Annotated in this window: 20 protein-coding genes; 12 read left to right on the top strand and 8 right to left on the bottom strand. The window is 52.2% G+C overall.

Going from position 1 to position 24,283, the window contains the following annotated elements; translation table 11 throughout:
* Positions 1-490 precede the first annotated feature (490 nt).
* The 5 genes from DACE_RS03615 to DACE_RS03595 form a co-directional block, all read right to left on the bottom strand.
* Positions 491-1,816 carry a radical SAM protein gene (locus DACE_RS03615; protein ID WP_005998392.1) on the bottom strand — a complete coding sequence of 442 codons (1,326 nt, stop codon included), beginning with the start codon at positions 1,814-1,816 and terminating at the stop codon, positions 491-493.
* 132 nt (positions 1,817-1,948) lie between these two features.
* Positions 1,949-2,872, bottom strand: coding sequence for an NrfD/PsrC family molybdoenzyme membrane anchor subunit (gene nrfD / locus DACE_RS03610; RefSeq protein WP_005998391.1), 924 nt, complete (start codon positions 2,870-2,872; stop codon positions 1,949-1,951).
* 16 nt (positions 2,873-2,888) lie between these two features.
* On the bottom strand, positions 2,889-3,431 hold the full coding sequence (locus DACE_RS03605; RefSeq protein ID WP_005998390.1) for a 4Fe-4S dicluster domain-containing protein: 543 nt from the start codon (positions 3,429-3,431) through the stop codon (positions 2,889-2,891).
* 1 nt (position 3,432) lies between these two features.
* On the bottom strand, positions 3,433-5,685 hold the full coding sequence (locus DACE_RS03600; protein WP_005998389.1) for a molybdopterin-containing oxidoreductase family protein: 2,253 nt from the start codon (positions 5,683-5,685) through the stop codon (positions 3,433-3,435).
* 445 nt (positions 5,686-6,130) lie between these two features.
* On the bottom strand, positions 6,131-8,284 hold the full coding sequence (locus tag DACE_RS03595) for a sigma-54 interaction domain-containing protein (protein WP_005998388.1): 2,154 nt from the start codon (positions 8,282-8,284) through the stop codon (positions 6,131-6,133).
* Positions 8,285-8,916: 632 nt separating this feature from the next.
* On the opposite strand from DACE_RS03595, the gene DACE_RS03590 reads away from it, so the two are divergent.
* From DACE_RS03590 to DACE_RS03535, 12 genes are all read left to right on the top strand, one after another.
* Positions 8,917-9,381 (top strand): GNAT family N-acetyltransferase, encoded by a 465-nt coding sequence (locus DACE_RS03590; protein WP_005998387.1) that lies wholly within the window; start codon positions 8,917-8,919, stop codon positions 9,379-9,381.
* Complete coding sequence (locus DACE_RS03585; RefSeq protein WP_337442368.1) at positions 9,335-10,240, top strand: MBL fold metallo-hydrolase; 906 nt, start codon at positions 9,335-9,337, stop codon at positions 10,238-10,240. The genes DACE_RS03590 and DACE_RS03585 overlap by 47 nt, the downstream gene beginning before the upstream one ends.
* Positions 10,218-10,886, top strand: coding sequence for a flavin reductase family protein (locus DACE_RS03580; protein WP_005998383.1), 669 nt, complete (start codon positions 10,218-10,220; stop codon positions 10,884-10,886). Before DACE_RS03585 ends, DACE_RS03580 begins: the two co-directional genes overlap by 23 nt.
* Positions 10,883-11,863, top strand: coding sequence for a GTP 3',8-cyclase MoaA (gene moaA, locus DACE_RS03575; RefSeq protein ID WP_005998381.1), 981 nt, complete (start codon positions 10,883-10,885; stop codon positions 11,861-11,863). Before DACE_RS03580 ends, moaA begins: the two co-directional genes overlap by 4 nt.
* A 47-nt stretch (positions 11,864-11,910) precedes the next feature.
* Complete coding sequence (locus DACE_RS03570) at positions 11,911-12,318, top strand: hypothetical protein (protein WP_005998380.1); 408 nt, start codon at positions 11,911-11,913, stop codon at positions 12,316-12,318.
* Positions 12,319-12,338: 20 nt separating this feature from the next.
* Positions 12,339-13,058, top strand: coding sequence for a TIGR04282 family arsenosugar biosynthesis glycosyltransferase (locus DACE_RS17000; protein WP_005998378.1), 720 nt, complete (start codon positions 12,339-12,341; stop codon positions 13,056-13,058).
* Positions 13,059-13,208: 150 nt separating this feature from the next.
* Complete coding sequence (locus DACE_RS03560; protein ID WP_005998376.1) at positions 13,209-14,024, top strand: MIP/aquaporin family protein; 816 nt, start codon at positions 13,209-13,211, stop codon at positions 14,022-14,024.
* Positions 14,025-14,035: 11 nt separating this feature from the next.
* Positions 14,036-15,124 (top strand): GTP-binding protein, encoded by a 1,089-nt coding sequence (locus DACE_RS03555; protein ID WP_005998374.1) that lies wholly within the window; start codon positions 14,036-14,038, stop codon positions 15,122-15,124.
* 35 nt (positions 15,125-15,159) lie between these two features.
* Positions 15,160-16,095: an ABC transporter substrate-binding protein gene (locus tag DACE_RS03550; protein ID WP_005998372.1), complete on the top strand. Its 936-nt coding sequence runs from the start codon at positions 15,160-15,162 to the stop codon at positions 16,093-16,095.
* A 19-nt stretch (positions 16,096-16,114) separates the two neighbouring features.
* The gene (locus DACE_RS03545; RefSeq protein WP_162013585.1) at positions 16,115-19,180 is read left to right on the top strand and encodes a DUF5714 domain-containing protein; all 3,066 of its coding nucleotides are present in this window, start codon (positions 16,115-16,117) and stop codon (positions 19,178-19,180) included.
* Positions 19,177-20,004, top strand: coding sequence for an ABC transporter permease (locus DACE_RS03540; RefSeq protein ID WP_238326390.1), 828 nt, complete (start codon positions 19,177-19,179; stop codon positions 20,002-20,004). The genes DACE_RS03545 and DACE_RS03540 overlap by 4 nt, the downstream gene beginning before the upstream one ends.
* A 2-nt stretch (positions 20,005-20,006) precedes the next feature.
* Positions 20,007-20,795: an ABC transporter ATP-binding protein gene (locus DACE_RS03535; protein WP_005998366.1), complete on the top strand. Its 789-nt coding sequence runs from the start codon at positions 20,007-20,009 to the stop codon at positions 20,793-20,795.
* A 53-nt stretch (positions 20,796-20,848) separates the two neighbouring features.
* Here the strand turns inward: DACE_RS03535 and DACE_RS03530 are convergent, their stop codons facing one another.
* The 3 genes from DACE_RS03530 to DACE_RS03520 form a co-directional block, all read right to left on the bottom strand.
* Positions 20,849-21,781, bottom strand: a complete 933-nt coding sequence (locus tag DACE_RS03530; protein ID WP_005998364.1) for an EamA family transporter — start codon at positions 21,779-21,781, stop codon at positions 20,849-20,851.
* Between the two features lie 695 nt (positions 21,782-22,476).
* Positions 22,477-23,457 carry a DUF169 domain-containing protein gene (locus DACE_RS03525; RefSeq protein WP_005998362.1) on the bottom strand — a complete coding sequence of 327 codons (981 nt, stop codon included), beginning with the start codon at positions 23,455-23,457 and terminating at the stop codon, positions 22,477-22,479.
* Positions 23,450-24,283 carry a TIGR04282 family arsenosugar biosynthesis glycosyltransferase gene (locus DACE_RS03520; protein WP_005998361.1) on the bottom strand — a complete coding sequence of 278 codons (834 nt, stop codon included), beginning with the start codon at positions 24,281-24,283 and terminating at the stop codon, positions 23,450-23,452. Before DACE_RS03520 ends, DACE_RS03525 begins: the two co-directional genes overlap by 8 nt.

Below are 24,283 nucleotides of genomic sequence, written 5' to 3'. Positions count from 1 at the left end.
TGTCGGACGCGCACCTGACACGTGGGCTACCATCTTTCTTTGGCATAACAAACGTTTTATGGTGTGTTGGTGGAAAGTTTGCCGGGGCAATGAGGTTCGTCGGCAAAGGGCTTTGGCAAAATGGTGCTCGCCATTGAGGCTGCAATCGGTTCGCAGAGGGGGATAAACCGGCGACATAAACCGGGACGAGTGTTCAAGTTGTAGAAATGTGCAGGACGAATCGTGGCTTCGGCCTCTTTTTGAGCGTCTCTTGTTACTACCGTAGGGGAAGGGTTATTTCTCAAGGATCGTCTTGCCCGTGTTTGTATGCAAGAAGAGCGAAATTGTGAGTACGGGAGGCCGAACGCGAGAGGCTGTAAAGTGATTTTACGGGATGAACCGCTTGCACAGCGATGACTTTGCGGAACATCCGTGGTACAGAAGTGGGCTGTCAATAAACGGGTGAGAGAGATTGACCCGTTGGGCTAAGCAAGGAAGTCGAATCGTTGAGTTATGCCAGCTCTGAACGTTTAAGTCCGTCAATGTTTGTCAATTGATAGGAACAAAAGGGGATTTGGCTGCCATCTTTACCGGCAACAGTCATGCTGCATTGTTGTAGACGTTTTAAGTCCATGCTCATGGCATCCATATAGTTCATGATCAAGATCGACAGCCCCGGTTCGTGGTCGGGGTACATTGTGTCGGCAATGTCCGGCAGTACTGAGCCCTGTGGGCTTGCCGGGTTGAAATGATCCATGTAGTCCTGGACGTTGATGACGCGGCTCATTGGGACTAAGCCCTGTGGCTGCGGTAGGATATAGGTGGTCGCATCGCACAAAGGATGGGAGCAGCCGGTCGGCCAGAAGTCGTAAGGAGAAAGCAGACCATTGCTCTGCTCCGAGAGTTCATAAATTGCATCGCCCATGGTTAACGGCTTTTTGTCGGTAATCTCGAACCGTCCTGAACCGAATGCCGGCTGAAAAGCGACTCCAGCAATCACGTCTCGATTTTTCAGACCAAATTCGAGAACCTTGCCCATTTGTTCGTCGTTGATTCCTCTGATAACAGCCATGGCCAAGACGATCTGCATGCCGATACGGCGACAGTTTTCAATGGCCTGAAGCTTGTCTTTCAACAGGTTTGCCCCGCGGACCTTTTTGAAAACGTCGTCGTCCAGTCCGTCAAACTGCATATAGATCCCGGTCGCACCTGATGCCGCCAGTTGTTCAAGGTAATTGAGATTGCGGCTGATAACAACGCCGTTGGTATTGACCTCAATCGCACTGAAGCCGATCTCGCGACACAAGGCGATGATGTCCGGCAGGTCTTTGCGGACCGTGGGTTCGCCACCGGTCAACTGGATGCTGGTTTGCGGGCCACACTGGTCCATGATTTTGACCAGTTGCTTCTTGATGTCCGCCAGCGAGAGATCCGTTTCCACATGGGTCTGATTGTCGTCCGCGGCCATAAAACATACCGGGCAACGCAAATTGCAGCGCTGGGTCAGTTCCAGTTCAACCAAGCGGGGATGGTGTTGATGGGCTGTGCAGGGGCCACAATCTTCAGGGCAGCCGTTGAGGACCGGGAGGTTAGATTGCGGACGGATGTGCGGGAACTTAAAGTCTTTCATCCAGCGATAATGTTCTTCATCCGGCCACAGGTAGGTGGAGTAAGGACCGTGCTGTGCACAGGTTTTTTCCATGAACACTGCATTATCCTTGACGACAATGCGGGCTTCAATGACATCCAGGCAGGCCGGGCAAACACTCTGTGTGAGTTCTAAAAGTCTTATATTCTTTTTTGTATCAGTTCTGTTTGTCCCGACTGCCTGTGTCATCTTTAACCTCAATTCTGTGCATTTGGAAGCGTTATGCATTTATTATGGAACAGGGCACTGCCGAAATCGGCTTCGGTGACGGCCGAGGCAGAGTAATCGTGCTGATTTGGCAGTGCCCAACTGTGTCCGCTGTTACATCCACGCTTTTTTGAGGAACTTTTCGTCTCCCTTTGGCAAGCGGGAACGATACTGCAACTCGCCGGGCAGGAAGGTTCGATCTTTACCGCTGGTAACGATCTGGATACGCATCATGACGCCGCCGAACAGAACCATTAAAGCTGCAAGGCCATGAAAGAATGCTATCGGAGTCAGGAACAGAATCATCGGTACCACCGTGCCGATCAGCATGAAGTATATTTTGAATCCTTTTGCCAGGTCACCGTTGATCCAGCGTTTTGCGCTGGCGCTTTCAGCAGCAGTGGTTCCACTGGCTTTGATCCACAGGTATCCCACCCACATCAGGGCCTGTACCAGTAGCAGCGCTGCAATAACTTTCGGCAGGCTGCTCAGGACAGAACCTTCAACTGGGACAACAATTGCACACAGGCAATGCAGGGCCAGACCTGTGACCATGGAGGACAGCAGGAACAATCCCATAACTCCCGGACCAACCCAGAAAGGGCGGCCTTTGTGGCGTCCCAGCAACACACCTGGATAGGTGGCGACAACTAAACCGGTGACTATGTTGACCAGTGCCAGCAGGTGACGTAAGAAGTCCCCTTCATTCCAGAAGATCAGGCTGCTCTTGATGCCGAAAGAGGCATAGGCGAAGCCGGAAATGATGGCAATAGTCATGGTCCAGGCGCCAAAAGTAAGAATCGCCTTAGGATTCATGAACACGCGCCATGCCTGCATGGGACGTCCCAGTTCAAGGATCAGGAAACCGCAGCCGACGCACATACACAGCGGGCCAAGAATATTTCCCAGTAAAGAAACCTGATTCGGTGCAATAAAGAGGTCGATGATCGCGGCGATGACCAGCATGGCACCGCCCATACCGGCGAAGAAGAAATCGACCGCCAGCATCCAACCCCAGGCTTGATGTTTTTCGCTCATTTGTTCAACTCCTCCATCAGTAGATGTAAAAGACACAGGGGTCGGTGTTCAGTTCGGGCAGCAACTGAACCGAAGGATTCTCGTTGATCAGCTTGCTGACCTCACTGTTCTCGTCATCCAAGTCGCCGAAAATACGGGCATTTTGGTGACATGTTTCGACGCAGTGTGGGAATAGACCTTCTTCAACCCGATCAAGGCAGAAATTACACTTGTTGACGGCCCCGGTCTCATGATTGTGGTAGCGTGCGCCATAAGGGCAGGCCATGATACAGGACAGGCAGCCGACACATTTCTTATCCTCAACGTGGACAATGCCGTTTTCGGCCTGAATTGAAGCGCCGGTCGGGCAGGCATCAACACAGGGAGAATTGTCGCAGTGCATGCAGAGCAAAGGCAAAAAGCGCATGCTCAGGTTGGGAAATTTGCCGTGTGGACCATCTGTGGTCACCGGGTTGTAGATCATATCTGTCGGGAGTTCATTACGAACTTTGCAAGCGACTGTACAGGAATGACAGCCGATGCATTTCCTGGTGTCCATCACCATTGCATAGCGAGCCATATCAAATTACCTCCTTCAAATCTGCTTCCTCTACTTTGTAGACCCGGCAGAGCAAACCGCGATTCGCCCAGGAGCCGCTATAGGGGTCGCAATAGTCATCAGTTGTGCAGGTCAGAACGTTACCGTTCGACTCCAGAGCGCCGCCGAGTTCGCCGCCTAGCTCAATATCACGCATGTCTTTTTCCGGATACCACCAGCAGCGTTGTGTGTAGATCACTTTCTGGTGGATGGCTTCGGTCAGGTTCGCCCGTTGCTTCATCCGGCCACGATCAGTTTCAATCCAGACCCAATCACCATCTTCGATCCCCAGTTCCTTGGCGGTCGCGGGATTGATGTCCATAAAAGGCGAATGACGCAGGAAGCGCATATCCTTGATTTGGAAATGCTCCGAGTGGTGGAACGGCATGAATCCGCCACCGGTTGTCAGCACCAGTGGGAATTTCTCGGCCAACTCAGGATTGTCGATCTCGTTTTCCGAAGGACCGACATATTCCGGCAGCGGTGGCAGCCCCAGCTCTTTGAGGGTTGACGAGTAGAGCTCGACTTTACCCGAAGGTGTCGCAAAACCCTGGCGCTTGTACTTGTAGTATTCGCGTTCAGGGAAGTGGAAACGGACGTTTTCAACAAACTCGTCAAAGTTGCTGACCGGGTGCCCGATCGGCTCGATGGCGCTGTAGTAGGCGTCTTCAACCGTTTCCCAAGGCCAGTTTTCTTCCTGGCCCAGAGCGATGCCGAGATCACGCCAGAAGTTGAAATCGTTGCGACGCTCATACATTGGCTTGATGGCCCGTTGCGCGGTCAACATGAAGTCGGCACAGCCGTAGCTGTTGGTGATGATCGGCCGCTCCAGTGCGCCGGCGATCGGCATAATGTAGTCAGCGAACATTGCCGACGGGGTGATCCAGTAGTCGCAAGCGACCATAAAGTCGACTTTGCGCAACGCTTCGAGCACGACGCTGGTTTCACCATAAGAGGCCAGCGGGTTGGTTGCCGCAATCATCAGGGCCTTGACCGGGTAGGGATCGCTGTTGGCGATGGCCCGGAAAACGGATGGCGGATGCGCTTCACACATCCACTCTGCGGTCGGCACCTTGCCCCAGGTTTTCTTGGTCAGCTCGCAAATTTTGCTGTAGCCGGGCCACGTGACCATCGGGAACTTGTCGGAACCGATCTGCTTTGCTTTCTGCTCATCCGACAAAAACTGGTTGCCTTCGAGTTCTTCATCGGTCAGATAGTCCTGCGAAGGGCCGGTCAGCAGGTCGGCACCCGGGCAATCGAGGTTGCCGGTGAGGGCGCGCAGGATGGCGCGGGCATGCATGGTGGCACCGGCCGGTTTGCCGATCTGGTCGACCGAAGTACCCCACTGGATGTTGCCCGGCTTGTTCATAGCGTACATGTGGGCACCGGCGCGAATTTGTTCCGGCGTCAGCCAGGTCCGTTCTGCGGCCCATTCCGGTGAGAAGTCGACGACATGCTCAGCCAGTTCGTTGAACCCTTCGGTGTATTCCATGACAAAGTCCTGATCCATCAGGCCTTCGTAGATGATGACGTGAATCCAGGACAGAGCCAGAGCCAGGTCGGAACCGGGGCGCAGTGGCAGCCAGAGGTCGGCCTTTGATGCGGATTCGGTAAAGCGTGGGTCGATCACGATCACCTTCATGCCTTTGGCTTGCAAATCGGCAATGTGATGGGCTTCCGGCATCCCAGAGGCGCCAGGGTTCTGGCCCCACAGTACGATACATTTACTCGCGCCGATGTCGAGGTCGAAGGGGCACCAACCGTAGATCGCGGTCTCCACCATAAAGGTCGGAATCCAGCACAGGTGGGCATTATGGAAACCGTTCGGGCTGCCGAACAGGTTCATAAAGCGGCGGCGGGCCCAGTCATCGGTCCGTTGCGTACCGCCTGCTGTGGCGACAGCTTCGGCACCAAACTTGTCGCGGATGTCCGAAAGCTTGGCGGCAATCTCTTTGATGGCCTGGTCCCATGGAATTTGCTCCCACTTGCCTTCACCGCGCTTACCAACCCGTTTGAGCGGGTAGTTGACGCGATCAGGATGGTCCAGATGTTTGAGGGCAATATTGCCGCGGCAGCACAGGCCGCCCTGGTTGGTCGGGAACTCGGGGTCGCCTTCGATGGCCAGGACTTTATCGTCCTTCACATAGGCAAGCACACCGCAATTCTGATGGCAGAAGTAACAGGCCGACTTTTTTACTTCTACCCCTTCTTGAGTTAAATCAACGTTTCCTATCATAGCTCCTCTCTCATGGCTCTCGCTCGAACGTTTCTTCATATTGACTAAGCAGTCCGTGACAGTGTTAATGCTCAGCAAACGAATCATTTCAAGGCTTTGGGCGATCGATCACAAAACTTATGATGCGCCTGATGACGCTTGAACCTCTTTTTTTGCAACTTGCAAGCCAAAGCCTGTCTTCTTGTTGTGAGGATTTGACAGCAGATGTACTAACTCGTTGCAAACACCGGGAAAATCCAGCAAATGGCTTTTGCGAAAGAGGGTACTTTCAGAGGATGGGACAATTGACCTGGAGTGATTTTCTAGTAATGAGAATCTTTTTCTGCGAACGGGGTTTCATTTTGAGACCGGGAGGGAGGGAAACTTTCCTCCTTGCGTTTTTATCTTGAACGCAAGGAGGATAAATTTGACGACAAATAAGAGGCGAGTGGGGGGAAGTCGTGGATCAGTTGACCGAAATATTGTAATCCTTCAGTTTGCGATAGAGAGTCGACCGACTCAGTCCAACGATTTCCGCAGCCGTCGGGATACAGTTGTTGGCGCGTAGCAGAGCGGCTTCAATCGCTTCTTTTTCAATTGTTTTGATGCAGAGGTTGTGGTCGCCGGCCCCGGCAAATCTGGGAAGCCCCGTCGAGCTGGGCGATGTCGTATCGTCCAGGACGTAACCGGGCAGGTTGGATGGCTCAATCACGTTATCGTTGGCCGTATTAATGGCGTGATGGATCGCGTTCTGCAGTTGCCGAACGTTCCCCGGCCATTTGTACTGATTGATGACCTTTTCTGCCTCAGGGCTAAGTTGTGGCTCCTGCCAGCCCATGCGTTGGCAGTAATTGCGAATGAACAACCGGCTCAATAATGAGATATCTTTGCCCCGCTCTCTAAGTGGCGGAATAAATATTCCGAGAACTGAAATGCGGTAATAGAGGTCTTCACGGAAGGTTTTCTCCTCGACCATCTGCTGCAAATCCTTGTTTGTTGCTGCAACCAGTCGGAAGTCGACTTCTTTGTAGCGGTTGCCACCGATGCGCATTACCCGTTTATCCTGCAGACTGCGCAATAAGATCGCTTGATGTTCTAAGGGCATATCGCCGATTTCGTCAAGGAACAGGGTGCCGCCGTCGGCCAGTTCGATCTTGCCCGGTTTGCCACAGCGTTCGGCACCGGTGAAGCTGCCGCCCTCGTAGCCGAACAGTTCACTGCCGACAAGTTCCCGCGGTAAGGCGGCACAGTTGACGGCCATGAAAGGGCCGTTCGGACGGTAGATATTATGAATTGAATGGGCGAACAACTCTTTTCCGGTACCACTCTCGCCAATCAGCAGGATGTTCTCCGGTGATGCGGCAAAGCGGCTGGCCTGGGCAATGGTTGATTTAATCGCCACGCTTTCGCCGAGGATATCTTCAATCTGGTATGTTGCGGATCTCCCTGAGCGGTTGCTTTGTGCATTGTTGAGTTTTTCACAGCTGATAAGCTTGAGAATGACGACATCGAGTTTCTTGGTGTATTGATTCAGAATCGGGCGCACCGAGATTCTGTAGGGTCTGGCTTTGTTGGTGCCGACCTTGACACACTCATCAACGGTAAAGCTTTCCCCTTTATTCGCACGGTGCATGATGGAAGATTCCGCACTGAGGAACTCGTTGAGATTTCGATTGCCGATCTCTTCGGGATGGGCTCTGAAAATGCGCATGGCCTCGTTGTTGATCTGACGGATTTTGCCTTTATTATCGACGGCAATCATCCCCTCATCGATAAAAGCAAAGGAGGCGGTGAGGCTTTCGTGGGCACTTGCCATGTTGTCTTTGGCTTTTTTCAGCTCTTCATTGAGTTTTGTAGCGTCCTCAAGCGATTTTTCCAAACATTCGGTGTGGTTCACCAACTTGATTTTTGTCTCGATCGAGGTTGCCAATGACGAGATCAGGCCGAGCGTGTGCATGTACAGGTGGTTAATCTTGTCGTCTTCCAAGTCTTCGACCAGCGGCGGACTAAGGACAACGATGGCAGCCTTCACTTCGCCATCCTCTCCCATGATCGGTGCGGCCGAGGCAATCCGGTTTTGCAGGGGAACACAGTAGTTCTCCGGTCCAATCAGTTGGACAGGACGTTTCAAGTGAAAGCAGAGACCGTGAGCGGTTGTTCCTTCTGATTCCTCGTCAGCCAAGATGCCGATTCGCGAGCCGCACTCGCCAACTTTGTCGTCAGCCCAGACTCCCTCATGACACAGAATCATTCCGGACTTATCGAATAAGTAAAACATGTAACCACAGGCCACCATTTGCTCTTTACATGGTTTGACCTGTTCAGAGGTGATCTCTATGAGTTGCTGGTGTTGTTCGCGAAGCTTGGTGAGCTGGTCTTCGTTGGGGATGGTCACAACCTTATGAGGGTTGACCCCCATTTTGCGGGAGCGCATCCAGGATGCGGCGACATCTTTGTCCATGCATGGGTAGTCGCTGGGATCGGCTGAGGGGTTTTTTAAGAACTCTTCTTTGCAGCGAAGAATCTCCTGCCATCGCTTTTTGGTCAGCTTATCTTTCTCGGCGTTTGCAAAAAGGATCTGAGTGCCTAAAACCTCTGTAATCTGTTCTCGCAACGACATGGACCGTTCTCCTTTGAACTGAGGATGTTAAGTAAAAGCGTAGAGATTAAACATGCAAAGTTTGTACCGGCAGTTGCACCTTCCAATCACCACGTTTCTATTAATCGAAGTAAAACCTTTTTGTTTTTATATATCGGTAACTTACTAATGAATCAGTTGTCTGCGAAATAGCTGCTACTCATGTGGGAGCTGCCTATGTGAAAAAGTGAAAAATGTGCCTTAAGTGGTATCGCTGATGTTTCTACTTTATCTCACTTTAGACAGGAAGGGTGGGGGTTTCGGTCTTAATTTTTATCAATAAAACACTTCTATTTCTTTGATTATTTCTTTCTGAACGTTCGTTTCAAAATGACACGAGACGTTCGACCAATCTCAAAATAAAACAAAGCTTCCCTGTTGAATGATCGTTCAAAATGGATCAGTCATGTCTCCTTTTTGAGCCAGAGTGTTAAGAAAACGCACACTTAATAAAAATATCAAGAGGGTGGCACCTTTATTGCTCACATCAGTCAAACCAGGAAGAGAAAATCTATTGGCAACAGGATGTTCTCTGTAAGTTCTCTTTTGTTTTTAGTTAGTTAGAGCCTGTTTGTGAACAATGAAAAGCCGAATGAAACGATCGGAGGGTCTAAATGCCATATCAAATCGAATTCGCAACTGCTGCTGAGGAAGACGTACTGAGCAGTATTTTTTCCGCGAGTGATATGGCCGTGGTCGGTGCTATCGAAGATCACGTTATTTTGAAAGATCACGCGGCAATTTACGGTGGTGGTCTGCTCTACCAACTGGACATCAACCTTTTTCATTTACTGACGATTGTTGTGCAGGTTGATGGTCGTAGCTGTGGTCTTGGGAAAAAATTGCTGCAACCGATGTTGGAGAATCCTTGGAAGTATTGTCGTGATGCTGTTGGTGAACCTCAGCAGAACTACCGTGTGACCACGGTCTCAAGGGGATGCAGCCGGGGGTTTTATCTGAAAAACGGTTTGATTGATTGTGCTTTCGATCAACTGAGGGAGCCTTTTAATCGTCAATGTGACGTCTGTCCCGATGTCCTTCAATGTGGATCGGCAGCAATGGTTTACCAGGGACAGTGACGCTGGTCTTTCAATGAGAGAACCAATTGAGGAAGCTATGGGGAGTTCATTCAAAATCCTAGGCTCAGGTGCCGGACCAGGCGTTCCGTCGTTTTTCTGCGATTGCAGTGGATGCCGCGAGGCACGTGCTAATTCTCGCTATTGCCGGACGCGTAGCGGAGCCTTGCTTCGCTCGGGGAACGCGAATTATCTCATTGATACCTCTCCCGATCTCAGAGCGCAATTAGTGCGTGAGAACCTTGAAGGAATCGATGGAATTTTTCTGACCCATTGGCACTTTGATCATTTCGGTGGACTCGGTGAGATGGAATATTACGTCAAACTCGACCGCAAAGAACCGATTCCTCTCTATTTGCCGCCGTCCGCAGTCGACAGTTTCCATGCGGCATTCCCCTATCTGCACGATGTTTTGGTACCCCAACCATGGGAGTTTGGAAAGACATACAAACGTGGTGATGTAGGGATCACTGCGCTCCCTGCCAACCATGGGATTGAGACCGCCGGTTTCCTGATTGAGTCGGACGTCTCAAGACTTGCCTATTTCCCTGATACATCAGGTTTGCCGGATGTGACCAAACGTCAGGTTGAAGCAATTGATTGTCTCATTTGCGATGCGACTTTCAGTGATTCTAACTGGTTTCCTGACAGCCATATGTCCATAGCCGAGGCGATCGAACTGGGCAAAAGCATCGGGGCAAAAAATACCGTCCTGACACATCTGGCGATTCATTACGGCAACCCGGTGACAGTGGAGGAGCTGAACGGGCGCTTGAGCGATCTGCCGAATGTTTTTTTGGCGCATGACGGGATGCAATTCAATCTATTGCGAGGGGCAGATGAAGATTTCACTCGGAAGTAAAGCGATAGCTGTCCCTTCACCTGTCTGGGTGATCGGAAGCTATGGGTCCAGTGCACAACCGAACATCATGGTTGCTTCCTGGGCCTCGATCTGCTGTACAACCCCGGCGTGTGTCGCAGTGTCCTTACGCGCCAGCCGAGCGACCTATGCCAACATTGTTGAGCATCAGGCCTTTACCATCGGCATCCCATCGCGTGACTTTTTGATTGAGACCGATTTTATCGGCAGTGTCTCAGGAGTCCTGGTTAACAAGTTCTTTGCCACCGGGCTGACTCCGGTGCGCAGTAGCGTTGTCGATGCCCCCTATGTGGAGGAATTTCCACTGATTATGGAGTGCTCGTTACTGCACATGTTGGAGATTGGTTCCCATACGCAATTTATTGGCCAGGTGATGGATGTTAAGGCCGATGAAGAGGCTCTTGGTGAAAACGGTTTACCGTCGGTTGAGAAAATCAAACCACTGATCGGCAGTGCTGGCGATCGGTCCTATTACTCTATTGGAAAATGGCTGGGGGAGACACCTCTGGCCAACAACTGGTTGGCAGATAAGCTCTTTGTCGACGAGAAGCTGGTTGATGCGCCGATTGATGAAGTCGGCAGTTTATCTCAAGATAACCCTGATTGTTTAAAAGTGAGAAAATCATGAAATTGATCGATTCTTTTGGACGCCAAATCAATTACCTGCGCTTGTCAGTGACAGATCGTTGCAACCTCCGTTGTAAATATTGTATGTCGGAGGATGGGGTTGCAGCGTGTCAGCACAACGACATCCTGCCCTACGAAAGTCTGCATCTTATCGCGCAAGCCGCGGTCTCAATGGGAATAGAGAAAATTCGCGTTACCGGTGGTGAGCCGTTAGTGCGCAATGGCATCGTCCCGTTTCTGGCTCGGCTTTCCGCCATCGATGGCCTGCGACACCTGGCGATCTCGACAAATGGCATCCTGTTGCCGGAAATGGCACAGGATCTGTTCCAGGCCGGGGTCCAACGTTTGAACATCAGCATGGACTCGTTACAGGAAGACAAGTATCGGCAGATCACCCATGGCGGCGACTTGAAAAAAGTGTTTGCCGGTTTAAAAGCTGCTGAAAAAGCAGGTTTCCCACCCCCTAAAATCAACGTGGTGGCCATGCGTGGTTTTAATGACGATGAGATTTTCGATTTCACTGAGATGACCAGAGATTATGGCTATTCAGTACGCTTTATCGAATACATGCCGACGTTGGATCTGGTCGATTGGCAAAAACAGGTGATCTCAGGGCAGGAAATTCTCGACCGTATTTCCAGCAAATATCAATTGGAAGAGGTTGAAAAAGGACCTTTCGCCGGACCGTCGAAGGATTATCGGATTGCCGGCGCTCAGGGATCTATCGGTATTATCACCGCTGTTTCAGGGCATTTCTGTGCCACCTGTAACCGGATCAGGATCACCTCGACCGGTAAAGCCAAGAGTTGCCTGTTTTCCAACCATGAGATCGACCTGGCTCCATTGCTGCGTAACCATAATCAAGTCGGTGTCAGGCGAAAACTTGAGGAGCTGGTTGAGAACAAACCGCAATGCCATGCCCTGTCCATTGACGGGTATGAGCACGAAAATTTTTTGATGTCGCAGGTTGGTGGTTAACGCACGACCAATCGTGAATGGGCAGAACATAACAAAGGACTGAAGGTATGAGTGAAACAGAAAAAAAGTTACCGGCATTTACGACCAAAATTGACGATGTTGAGGTTTCCATCGACATGACCAGAGAGCTCATTGAAGAATTGGGGGCACAGAAGGTCAACTTCCTGGAAGTTTACCGTTTGATTGAGAGTTTTGCCCACAATCTTCTGGAAAACAAAAATGACTCTGAGTTGCGCTTGGAAAATGAAGACACCAAAGCGTTTATTGACCTGGATATCAAATGGCAAGACGAGAAAATGGTCAAGGTTAAGATTCTGGACGTTGACATGAAGCAAGTCGACCAGGAAGGCCTACCGGTGCGTCCCAAAGATGCCAAGTTTGATTTCGGCAAAATCGAGCAGGAAATTGAAGAAGAAGCTCGGGCTTTGGAAGCACAGGCGGCTCAGGCCCGTTAAGGCTCTGAACAGGGATTACCATGCCAGCTCAGCAGATGAACATAGCAAAACGCCAGGCCCTGCTCCTGTTTATTCAGGGGGAGGGCAAAGGCAAATCGTTCGGCTTTGGTCGGCGGATGGATCAGTCGATCCATCAGGCCATGATCTACCGGACCTACGATCTGCTGCAGCGTATTCACCACACTGATATTGTTGTTGTCCAGGATGGCGAAGCGCCACTTTTGGCGGACGCCATCTATTTGCCGCAACGCGGCACCAATCTCAATGAATGTTTCTGCACTGCGTTGCAAGATACATTTGCCCTCGGTTATGAACGGGTGGTGGCGGTCGGGGGAGATATCCCGACTCTGGACAGCAACGATCTATATCAAGCTCTGTATAGCAACGAGGTTGTTCTTGGCCCAAGTTGCGACGGCGGTTTCTATCTGGCCGGTCTGGGAAAAGAGGATGTTCGATTCTTTAATAACCTGCCCTGGCGACAATCACACCTTTTTTCCCATTTGATCGAGCGCCTTGCCGACAGCCGTCGCTGTTGCGAGCAATTGCCACGACGCCGTGATATTGATCATGCGACAGATGGACGGAAAAATGCTTCTTTATTGATGAAGCTGGTCCATGTCTGGCTCAACATTTACCCATCCATCCATTCTCGATCCACCGCAAGGGGTCAGTTCCTCACTGATCGAATTCCGGAGCCACGCTATTCCGCACTCCCCCCTCCCGTATTCTCTCTGGCCTGATTTTTTCGGCCATCGACTCTTTCACAAGAATCTGCTCACAGCCCTCGGCTGATGTGCAGTCGTCTGTATAGATTAGATATGACGCTGAACGTTGTCATTGGCAGGGAAACGTGTGTCTGGCAGCTCGGCGGGTAACAAGGATGAGTGCGTATGATTGTATCTCGAGAATTTCTGGGCGAGTTGCTTGGAACGTTTATTTTAGTGCTGTTTGGCTGTGGTTCCGTTGCCGTTTCAGTGCTGTTCGGTTCACTGCAGGGGTTACTTCAGGTTGCCCTGGTTTGGGGAATCGGAGTGAGTCTGGCTATTTATCTAACGCGACATCTGTCCTGCGCACATTTGAATCCGGCGGTCAGTTTGGCCATGGTTTTGGGGCAACGAATGCGGGCAGAGAAACTTCCGGTTTATCTTTGCGGGCAGTTTTTAGGTGCGTTCTTCGCCGGTGTGGTTGTCTATCTGTTGTTTTCTCCGTCAATTCTGGCGTTTGAAACAGTGCATGGCATTGCACGAGGATCAAGTGAATCGGTCAAGCTGGCTATGATTTTTGGCGAATATTATCCAAACCCGACGGTGACGGCGGTTGTTTCATTACCGTTAGCCATGATGGCGGAAGCATTTGGCACGTTTGTACTGGTGTTGATGATTTTTGCGCTGACCGAGGGATGCAATGTCGGACGTCCGGATAATGCTCTGACTCCGGTCTTTATCGGTTTGACGGTTACATCAGTGATCTGTCTGATCGCTCCCTTGACCCAGGCCGGGTTGAATCCGGCCCGTGATTTCGGCCCCCGCGTGGTCACTTGGCTGGCAGGGTGGGGCAGCGCCGCTTTTCCCGATCATTGTGGTGGTTTTTTCTGGGTTTATGTGGTTGCGCCGATCATCGGCGGACAACTTGCTGCGCTATTTTTTATGTATCTGTTGGAACCTGCAATGAACCAGGTTTGCACAACCTGCACAGATCGTCATTAGGAGTTTTATCGATGTCTTGTCGTTTGATTTTAGTCGGTGGTTTTCTGGGAGCCGGGAAGACCACGTTACTCGCTGAAACGGCGCATAAATTGTCCCTGCAAGGACTGAAAGTTGGTTTGATCACCAATGATCAGGCGACCAATCTGGTCGACACGAGAATGCTTGTCCGTTCCGGGGCCGGCGTGGCCGAAGTCAGTGGCAGTTGTTTCTGTTGCAACTTTCAAGGGCTGCTGGATGCCATGGATCAGCTCAAGAAAACGTTTGATGCCGATATTGTGCTGGCCGAACCGGTTGGTAGTTGCACCGATCTGTCAGCAACCATCATTCAACCGTTGAAGGATAAGCTGCAATCAAAGCTGCTGATCAGCCCTTTGACTGTTCTGGCCGACCCAATCAAACTCGGCGCCATTCTGGCTGGAGGAACTGCCGGTCTTCACGATGACGCAGCCTATATCTACCGCAAGCAGTTGGAAGAGGCTGATCTGATTCTGATCAGTAAGGTTGACCTCCTGACACTGCCGATGGTCGATGATCTACTGATCCGGGTGAGAAAAGCGTTCCCTTCTGCCATCGTTCAGCCGCTCAGTGCGGAAAGAAATGTTGGCTTGGACTACTGGCTGGATCATGTTCTGCATAAAACCACAGCCGGCAACACACTTCTGGATATTGATTATGATCGCTACGCAGAGGGGGAGGCCGTGCTTGGGTGGTTGAACGCCCGTTTTGAATTGCGCACCACCGCAGGCACCTGGCGCACCTTTGCTGAAGCGATTATGACCCGACTTCATCACCAGTTTGCCGAAAGAAACCTGCCGATTGGTCATGTCAAACTGATTGTTGAAAGCGAATCACAGGTGTTGTTTGCCAACCTGACCGGAACGGAAATTGAGCCAAAAATTCGTGGCGAGATGACATCGACACCCCATGCAACGATGACCATTAATGCGCGGGTCGAAACCTCACCCGAAGAATTACGGCAGATTATCTGGCAGGCGTTGCAGCAGTCCAGCGACGGCATCAACGTGTACCAGGAGCAGTGGAACTGTTTAAAACCGGGACGTCCGGAGCCGACGTACCGCTATTCTGAACTTGTGGCATAGCAAATTTACGTTGCCATGCATTGAAGGAGATCGTGATGAAACATCGGCATAACCTATCCTTCGTCGTTAGTTTTCTTGGGATGTTGCTCTTATTCACCCCCTTGGCGTCAGCAGCAAAGTCTGCTGAACCTCTTCGGCTTGCTTATCCAAACAAGGTTTGCTACGAGCCGTTTATTGTCGCCAATGCCAAGGGTTTTTTTGCTGCTGAAGGACTGAATGTCGATATCAAACTGGTTGGTGGCGGAATTCTGGCCGCGGAGAGTTTGATCACCGGTGCTGCAGATGTTGCAGCCATGGGCGACGCCCCTTTTCTGATTGCTGCGTCACGCAGCAAAAACGTGCGGCTGCTGACTGCGTATGCCGCAGGCCGCAAGATGCACCGGCTTGTTTCGCGCCGTGAGCTGACCGATATCCACCAGCTTGAAGGGGCGAGGATCGGTATCCAGATGGGGTCGAGTACTTACGGAGCATTGTTGGCCTGGAGCAGCTCTGTCGGGCTGGATGTTAACAAGATGAGCTTTGTTCCCCTCAACCCACTCGACATGCCGCAGGCGATGCAGACCGGGCAGATTGATGCCATGGCCGGAAGCGAACCGTGGCCGAGCAACGTTGAAGCCTTGTGTGCTGACACGGTTCATGAACTGACCGATTTCAGTGCATTGAACAACACCTTTCCTGCTGTTTGTGTTGCCACAAAGCAGATGCTCGAAGAACGTAAAGAGGATCTTGATGCTCTGATCAGTGCCTTACACAAAGCCATTGAGTTTATGCACGAACATCCGGATGAAACCGTGCGCATTGTGGCCGCAGTCACCGGACTTCCGTCGCAGCAGCAGCGTCAATGCACCTACAGTCTGACTTGGCGGGTTGGTTTTGATGAAAATGAACGTGCCAGCATGGCGATGACGGCTGATTATCTCAAAAGCATGGGGAAAATCGAGCTGATTCCAGATTACTCAGCCGTCTATTGAAAGGGGCAAGATGATGAAAATGAACAAAACAAACTCTTCAGGTCTCGACTGTTTAACACACTACGAACGGTTCAATTTTGAGGGAATACCGATCTATGTCAATCCGCTTGCACCCGATTGGTTTGTGCCGACGACCGCGGCTGAGGCGGCTTTAGAGCGGTCCAGAGCCGGTTACGTTGAGAGTGAACTGTCCGAACAATTGCACGTGCAGCACCTGCTGGAGCGGCTGCAACCGGCAGCAGAGACGGCCTACACCGGACGAGCGGCACATCGTCAGCTTACAGCGTTAAAAGAATGCTGGCTGCATATTACGAACCGCTGCAACATGAGTTGTTCACATTGTCTGTTTGCTTCGGGCGAGGGGACTTGTGCTGAGTTGTCGCGCACTGATCTGTTCTCGGCCATCGATCAGGCCCACGAACAGGGGTGTCGGTTGTTTTATTTCACCGGTGGCGAACCACTGGTTCATCCCGACTTTACCGATGCCTGCGAGCGGATTCTGGCGGATGAGGACGCTCACCTGGTTATTTTGACCAATGGCCGGGCGTTAACAACGTATGAAAACTGGTTGCAGCAGCAGGATTGTCGTCGTTTGCACTTTCAAATCAGCCTTGACGGCATGCAGGAGAATCACGAGGCGCTGCGCGGTCGTGGCAGCTTTGCCGAGTTGCAGCGCAATCTCCAGTGGCTCACAGGTCTTGGTCTGTCGGCAGCCTTGTCGATGTCGATCAACAGTACGAATGTGCATGAAATGACCGCTGCCGTTGATTTTGCCGCTGGCCAGGGGATCCGCAACCTGCACTTCATGTGGTTGTTCGTCAAAGGCAAGGCGGGACGCGAGCTGTTTGTTGCGCCGCAGGAGATCTTTGGTCATGCCCGGCAGGCTTACGAGTGCGCCGAGAAAAAGGGGGTCACAATTGATAATTTCACCATTATGCAAAGCCAGGTGTTTAATTTCAGCGGTATTCGCATGGATCTCAATAACGCCTGTTGGGAAAGCCTGGCCATTGGTCCGGATGGCACCATCTATCCAACCCCGGCGATGGTGTTTGAAGACGATTTGCACTGCGGCCATTTGAGCGATGGTTTAAATCAGGTATGGCGCCACAGCCCGTTGATGGAGAAGATCCGCTCTCTGTCGGTTGTCGACAGTCCGCAACTGGCGTCCGACCCGTTGCGGTTTTTGCTTGGCGGCGGCGATATCGACCACAGTTATCTCTCATCGGGTGCGTTTGTCGGCCAGGATCCGTATCTCCCTCTTTATCGCGACATGGCGCTCTACCTGATTGCACGTGAAGCCGGCCAGTTTCCTGACCAGGAGAGCCTTTCATTGCGCTCACGTATGGGAGAGCGGGTCGATGAATGCGACGAGAGTGGCGAATCCGTCTGTTTCACCCATTCCAACTGTGTTCTTACCTTGTCGGAGGGCGACGGGCATGCTTCGATTCGCTCCTTCTATTCGCAGGCGGCACAAGAGGTCAATGAGGATATCGTCAACCCGGTGCACTATGACAGCGATTTGCTCGAGCATATCCCGGAAACCGCACGGGTTCGCAGTTACGGCTGCGGCAGCCCGGTTATGGATTGCCATCTGCAAGCGGGAGAAACACTGGTCGATCTTGGTTCCGGCACCGGCGTGGAATGTTTTATTGCCGCAAAGCAGGTCGGCCGTCAAGGCCGGGTTTACGGCATTGATATGTCCGACACCATGTTGGCTCAAGCCAACTCAGCTCGTGACACGGTGGCTGAAAAGCTTGGTTACGCCAATATCGAATTCAAGAAGGGGTTCCTCGAAGAGCTGCCTTTGTTAGACGGTTGCAGCGACGTGATCATCTCCAACTGCGTCATCAACCTTGCATTAAACAAACGGCAGACATTCAAGGAAATTGCCCGTGTTCTCAAACCGGGCGGTCGTCTGCTAATTTCCGATATCATCCACAATACCGAGGTGCCGCTGGCGATTAAGCTCAACGAAAAATTGCGTGGTGAATGTATTGGTGGTGCCATGCATGAGCGTGACCTGTTCGGCATTCTGGAAGATTTCGGCTTTGAAAATATCAGCGTTGTTAAACGCTATCTGTATCGCGAAATCAAAGGCTATCCGTTTTATTCACTCACCTATCAGGCGTTCAAACCGGGGCCAAAGAACGAGACCCGCTTGCTCTACCGTGGTCCTTTTGCCGGTGTGGTGACCGATGATGGTCACGTGATTCAGCGTGGCTGCAGCACAGCCGTCAGCCTGCCGGAGAACCTGCCAATGGGGGCGGACGTCATGCTGCTCGACGCCAAGGGCCAAGTGACCAATTTTGAACAGGAGATGAGCTGTTGCTGTCTGCCCGATTGCAGCCCTGATCCTGATCGGCCACAGGTCGAGAGCAGTCATAAATCAGGCTGTCTGGTGTGTGGTGAGCCGATCACCATTCTCACCGAGCCGAAGGAGTTGGAGTGCCACTATTGTGGTAAGCGCGAGCGGGTTGAAAGCTGTTGTGAAGATGGCCATTTTGTCTGTGACCAATGCCACATCCAGCCTGCAGCAGATGCGATTCGCAATCTGTGTCTGACCAGCAAAGAAAAGGACGTTGTCGCAATGTTTCAACAGTTGCGATTGAATCCGGCATTTCCGACCCACGGTCCCCATCACCATCCGATGGTTCCGGGGATTTTGCTAGCCGCCTATCGCAACAATGGCGGGAATGTCAGTGACGAAGATATTATTACCGGGATCAATCGCGGTACTCAGGTGCCGGGAGCGTCTTGCTCCTTTTTCGGTGTCGATGGCGCGGCCATCGGGGTTGGGATTGCCTTCTCGGTGATTTTGAAGGCGTCGCCTTTTGATGGCACGTTGCGTCAGGCGGTGCAGAAAATTGTCATCAGGGTGGCTGAAAAAATTGCCGCGCACCCTTTCAGCCGCTGCTGTCAACGCGAATGTCTGCTGGCATTGCAGGAAGCCGAGGCCATCTCGAAAGAGCTGACCGACACCATCATTCCAGCGCAAAATGTTCTGGTGTGTGATCAGTTCAAACAGGCTGATCTCTGTGCCGGTAAGCGGTGTCCGTTTTTTCCGACATCACAGAATAACGTGTGAAGGAGGATTTCGCGTTGGGTTCGAACGGCAAAAAGAGAGCGTCCGGTAACCTGCTTTATGGTGTTGCCGCTTTACTGCTGATTGTGCTCGGCTGGCAGTGCATCGCCTGGTCGGTCAGTTGGTGGCGAGGTGTCTCTTTTCCGACCCCTTTCGAAACCGGCTGGAAACTGGTGAAGATGTTGGCGGGAGAGCCGCTGCTTGGCTATTCAATCTATCTGCATACCCTCAGTAGTATGGGGCGTTGGCTGGGTGGTTTTTCCATCGCCGTATTCAGCGGTGCATTGATCGGTATGGCTGCCGGACGTTGGCGGACGTTTGAACGGCTGACAATGCCGTCGGTTCAGGTTCTGCAGTTAATTCCTGGTCTGGCGTGGATTCCTGTTGCCATTTTACTGTTTGGAATTGGCGATGGCGCGACCCTGTTCATGATCGCGGTAACAGCCTTTGCGCCGATTGCCATCAATGTCGCCGGGGGCGTCAAACGGGTTGATGAGATGTACATCCGTGCGGCGCGTATGCTTGGCCTCAATAACCGCATGCTGTTCCGGAGCGTTCTACTGCCGGGGGCACTGCCCCATATTCTGAGCGGTTTGCGGGTTGGGCTTGGCAGCAGTTGGCGGGTATTGGTGGCCGCCGAAATGGTCGTGGGGCGCGGCACCGGACTCGGTTACGCCATCATCCAGTCGCGCTGGACGCTTGATTTTGCTAAAGCCTTTGTCTGTATTGCCATTATCTGTGGTATCGGACTGATCATGGAGCGGGTGATCTTTATTCCATTGGAAAAAAGAACTCTCGAACTGTGGGGCTTGAAAAGGGAGGTGTGAGCATGTTGATCGACGTTGTCGATATCAGCAAGGCTTATACGCAAGACGATAAAGGCGAGCCTGAGCCGGTGGTGGAGGATCTTTCCTTTGCCGTTGCCGAAGGGGAGTTTGTCTGCATCATCGGGCCGAGTGGCTGTGGTAAATCCACGTTGCTCAACATACTCGCCGGGTTTATCCCGCCTGATCGGGGAACAATCTTTTTTGACGGGCGGCGGGTGAACCGTCCCGACCCCGAACGAGCCGTTGTCTTTCAGGACGCTACCCTCTTTCCCTGGATGAACCTGCGTCGCAATCTCGAATTGGGACTCAAGGCTGCCGGTGTAGCGAAAACGCAGTTGCACGATATTGTCAACGACAGTCTCGCCCTGGTTGATCTGAAATGCTCTCAGAAGGCTTATCCGCATCAGCTTTCCGGCGGCATGAAACAACGGGCGGCATTGGCCCGGGTATTGGCTCTGCAGCCGCGGTTGTTGTTGATGGATGAACCCTTTAGTGCTCTTGATGCCGATACCCGCGAGCATCTGCAGGATCAATTGCTGAAAATCTGCGCCCAGCGTCGACAGACGGTTGTTTTTGTCACTCATAGCGTCGAAGAAGCGGCTTATCTGGCTGATCGGGTTGTTATTATGGGGCGGCCACCGAACCGCTGCTATGCCACGCTGCGGATTCAGCGTGGGCTGGAGCGCAGCCGTACAGACAAAAAGCAAAGGGCCAATATCCTTCGGCTGCGTGCCGCACTCAAAGATTTTTGCCGTCAGGTGCCGGATGGCGCAAATGCGCCGCAGGTCTAGCTAGCGTACACTGCTTAAAAGAACCAGATGGAGGAGGGGAGGTCTAGGGTTGTTTATCGCCCTGGGCCTTTTTTCTGGTTGGAGTTTGACTGAATAGATCCGAGATCGTGGGCCGGTTCGGCCTTTGAATAGATGCTTAACACGGTGACGGTGATGATGATTACCCCCATGCCGACCATTTGTGAGCCTGCAAGACTCTCATGTAAGACGACGACGCCGAATAGCGCTGCAGTTACCGGCTCGATCATGGCCACAATTGAGGCTGACGTCGGGCCGGTGTGTTTCAAGCCGAGAAGATAAAGGGTAAACGACACCCCAGCCCCCAGTATGCCCAATCCGGCAATCAACGGCCATTGGGGCGCACTGAGAATGGCGTAACTTATTTCAACATGATCGAACCAGACGAGGAGGGTGGCGAGCATCGCAAATGCGATGGAAAGAATCGCCTGTGGACTGCCGTACTGCGTGGCATACTTGAAACCGAAAATAAAGATTGTGTAAGACACACCGGCAAGTAATCCGGCGCTGACGCCGAACAGTGTCACGTTGCTTGCATCGAGATCGTAGATCTGTGTCAGCAGGACGATGCCAAGCATCACCGTCGCGATGGCTGTCCATTTCAACACTGTGGGGCGTTCAAGTTTCAGGGCAAATGAGACTAGGCAGACAAAGACCGGTGCGCTGTACATCAACGTTACTGCGATTGCGACATTGCAGTGCGTAACACTGACAAAATAAAAAGAGAAATTCCCTGCGACACCCAAACCGGCGATCGCTGACCAGAACCACATGCGCCGGTTGTTCAATCCGCTGCCGTGTGGGCGCAGGCAAAGCCAGCCGAGAAAGATCAGCAAGCCGATGGTTCCCCGGTAGAATGACAGGGCCAGCGCATCCCAACCACTGGAGATAAGAATACCGGCGATGCCGCCTGAGAGCCCCCAGCATAACGCAGCCAATGCCACAAAAACGATGTTCGCCCCTCTCATTGAAACTCCATTGATCCTGGGTCGGTGTTGGTTTTTGTTCTTTGGTGTCTTGCGGACGGCAACGTCTTTTAGTCCCGGAACATTCTATTTGCCCCCGACATGACCTAAAAAGATAAGTTTAGTCCCAACTCCGCCAGTGACAACATCAATGCGGGCATTGACGATCCCTTTCACGGCGTGATGAACAAAAACAGAAACTCCGTCAATGATCATCTTTTCGTATGTGTCGATCTGTGATGGTTCTGGTTTTCCCCATCGCACGGATGGGACATCTCTCGATTGAGCACCGCCTCAGCTGTAACACACCTGTTCTTTCAGGCTGACGCTGATATCACATTCTCTTTCGACAATAATTTTTTGTGCTTTTGGCGTGAGTCGTAGATTCATGTTTGATCACCCTTTTCATGGCTGATATAGCAGGGTTGAAAAAGTCCCATCCGGGGGCTTTTCAACGGCGCAAGCCGAAAATGCGATGTCCGTCTTACGGACAAAATCAAGGCCTTGAAAAACCGCCCTTGATTTTGGTCGTCCGTCCAAGGGCCTCACAGGCCGTTTTGAACAGCCGGATAGAACCCTGTTGTCAGGAGGCCGCATGCAGACTTTTTAGGCAGGACAGGTCCGGGACCGTGGAGTGTCCCGAACCTGTCTCTAGAGTGTTGAAAAGTCATCCCCAGGGCTTTTCAACACCCTGTTTGTCAGATGTTTGGCGGCAGATAGATCTTGTTGCGCGAGTCGCCAATCGCTTTAGCCCCCAATTTTTTCAGCCCGTTGATCAGTTCAGGCAACTGTTGGCGTGGAATGCCCATGAACATCAGTTCGTCGCCGATATCAGAACTGGCGCGACATCCGTAACAGCCCAGGGAAAGATTGAAACGCTGCTGGGTATAGGGGAGCAGGGTGGTTTCAACGCACTGAGCGTTGTAGCCACTCACTTTAAAGTCAAAACGTTTGCCGGTGCTGTAGGAGGCACTCATGGTCAACCACATGATCTGTTCCGGCTTGGCGATCACCGCGATCACATCCGGTGTGACCTTCGCATCTTTCAGCGGGCTGACCAGGGTGGCCAGGGTCGATTTTTCCGGTAACCGTGGCCGCTCCTTGATCATCTGACGGGCCGCCTCCATCGATGCCAGTTTTTTGAAATGGAGATACATTTCACCACTGGCAAGCTTAGGCGGAATTTCCGTCAGGCCGAGGATATGGGTGCCGTCCGGGCAGGCATGGCACTGGGCCGGCATCATCACGGTTTTGCCACGCCGGGCCATCATCAACGACTGGCAATAACGCAGCTTAACGCGTGGCATCGGTGCTGCCGGAAGCGGCTGATCATGACCGATCAAGGAGATCGCCACCGGGTTCCAACGCAGACCAAGGGTTTGGGTCAGAACCTCATGCCATTCTTGGTACTGCTGCTGTTCGGCCGGATCAAGCGGTGGGGCCGACGGCTTAAAGCGTGCCTCCCGATCGGCGGCTTCCTCCGCGCTTTCGATAATGCGAATGGCGTTGGTCGGACATTGGCCGACGCAGGTATCACACGCCCAGCAGGCTGAGGGGTTTACCACCTTTACGGTATTTTTTTCACCGCTGGTTTCGAGTTGAAAGACCTCGACCGGGCAGAAATTAACGCACATGCCGCAGCCGGTACACTGTTCAGTTGCTATCTGGACATCAGGCATCGATTAACTCCCGTGGGTCGTGGTCATCGTTAGGTGGCGTGGTGACGCTCAGGCCGGTCTCTTTTGCCCAGTCGATGAAACGCTGTGGAACCACAACGTCAGACTGGAACTCGGCGGTGTACGACTGCGAATGGGCCAGACTCAAAGCGTGAGCAAGGTCTTCAACATTGTCGATGTCCGCCACGGTTTCGAGGGCGGCGACAGGGATCTGTTTCTCGCTGCAGATATTGATAATGGCGTCGAGAGCCGAGATGCCGTCGGCGTTATAGAAAACCCCTTCAAAGTCCATGGGGGTGTCTTTGGTCAGTCCGATCAGAGAGACGCCGCACGCCTGGCAGGGGCAGTGAACCAAGCCTTTTTGGTGCGACTCCTGAAAACGGTCAAGCCACTGGAAGGCTTGCTTGATATTGTTGGTGGTCATTTGCGGTTGGTCGCCACCTACAGCCACGGCGCAGTCGTAACCGAGTCCCCAGAGTTGCTGGAAGGCATCGTTGAAATGCTCGTTGAAATTCTGGCCGCGATCGGCAATGAATTTCAAATCGATTTGACGTTGGCCGAGTGCGCCAAAAATCTCTTTGAGCCGCGGATGGTCATGTTCCGGGGTGGCACTGATCACAAAATCGTATTCCACGTCCTGTTCGCTGGGTTGTAACTGCTCCAGGGCACGGAAACCGACTTCTGCCGTGTCGAGCATGACAGCCTGGTAGAACTCGGCGGCCTCTTCCGGGGTGAAAATGCCCCCATGTTCCTTTGTCAGGCGCGTTTTGGTGAGACCGGGGGTCGGGACTTTTGTGAAAAAAATCAGTGCTCTTTTCTTAAGGCTCAT

Origin of the sequence: Desulfuromonas acetoxidans DSM 684 (genome assembly GCF_000167355.1) — a bacterium.
In the GTDB taxonomy this organism is placed as follows: domain Bacteria; phylum Desulfobacterota; class Desulfuromonadia; order Desulfuromonadales; family Desulfuromonadaceae; genus Desulfuromonas; species Desulfuromonas acetoxidans.
This window is presented reverse-complemented; position numbering and strand designations above follow the sequence as displayed.

Coding starts and splice junctions, on each gene's coding strand:
- DACE_RS03615 (WP_005998392.1), bottom strand. CDS start 1,816: ATGACACAGGCAGTCGGGACAAACAGAACTGATACAAAAAAGAATATA.
- DACE_RS03605 (WP_005998390.1), bottom strand. CDS start 3,431: ATGGCTCGCTATGCAATGGTGATGGACACCAGGAAATGCATCGGCTGT.
- DACE_RS03595 (WP_005998388.1), bottom strand. CDS start 8,284: ATGTCGTTGCGAGAACAGATTACAGAGGTTTTAGGCACTCAGATCCTT.
- DACE_RS03535 (WP_005998366.1), top strand. CDS start 20,007: ATGTTGATCGACGTTGTCGATATCAGCAAGGCTTATACGCAAGACGAT.
- DACE_RS03545 (WP_162013585.1), top strand. CDS start 16,115: ATGAACAAAACAAACTCTTCAGGTCTCGACTGTTTAACACACTACGAA.
- DACE_RS03520 (WP_005998361.1), bottom strand. CDS start 24,283: ATGAGCCTTAAGAAAAGAGCACTGATTTTTTTCACAAAAGTCCCGACC.
- DACE_RS17000 (WP_005998378.1), top strand. CDS start 12,339: ATGCCAGCTCAGCAGATGAACATAGCAAAACGCCAGGCCCTGCTCCTG.
- nrfD (WP_005998391.1), bottom strand. CDS start 2,872: ATGAGCGAAAAACATCAAGCCTGGGGTTGGATGCTGGCGGTCGATTTC.
- DACE_RS03555 (WP_005998374.1), top strand. CDS start 14,036: ATGTCTTGTCGTTTGATTTTAGTCGGTGGTTTTCTGGGAGCCGGGAAG.
- DACE_RS03585 (WP_337442368.1), top strand. CDS start 9,335: ATGTCCTTCAATGTGGATCGGCAGCAATGGTTTACCAGGGACAGTGAC.
- DACE_RS03525 (WP_005998362.1), bottom strand. CDS start 23,457: ATGCCTGATGTCCAGATAGCAACTGAACAGTGTACCGGCTGCGGCATG.
- DACE_RS03560 (WP_005998376.1), top strand. CDS start 13,209: ATGATTGTATCTCGAGAATTTCTGGGCGAGTTGCTTGGAACGTTTATT.
- DACE_RS03530 (WP_005998364.1), bottom strand. CDS start 21,781: ATGAGAGGGGCGAACATCGTTTTTGTGGCATTGGCTGCGTTATGCTGG.
- DACE_RS03600 (WP_005998389.1), bottom strand. CDS start 5,685: ATGATAGGAAACGTTGATTTAACTCAAGAAGGGGTAGAAGTAAAAAAG.
- moaA (WP_005998381.1), top strand. CDS start 10,883: ATGAAATTGATCGATTCTTTTGGACGCCAAATCAATTACCTGCGCTTG.
- DACE_RS03590 (WP_005998387.1), top strand. CDS start 8,917: ATGCCATATCAAATCGAATTCGCAACTGCTGCTGAGGAAGACGTACTG.
- DACE_RS03550 (WP_005998372.1), top strand. CDS start 15,160: ATGAAACATCGGCATAACCTATCCTTCGTCGTTAGTTTTCTTGGGATG.
- DACE_RS03580 (WP_005998383.1), top strand. CDS start 10,218: ATGAAGATTTCACTCGGAAGTAAAGCGATAGCTGTCCCTTCACCTGTC.
- DACE_RS03570 (WP_005998380.1), top strand. CDS start 11,911: ATGAGTGAAACAGAAAAAAAGTTACCGGCATTTACGACCAAAATTGAC.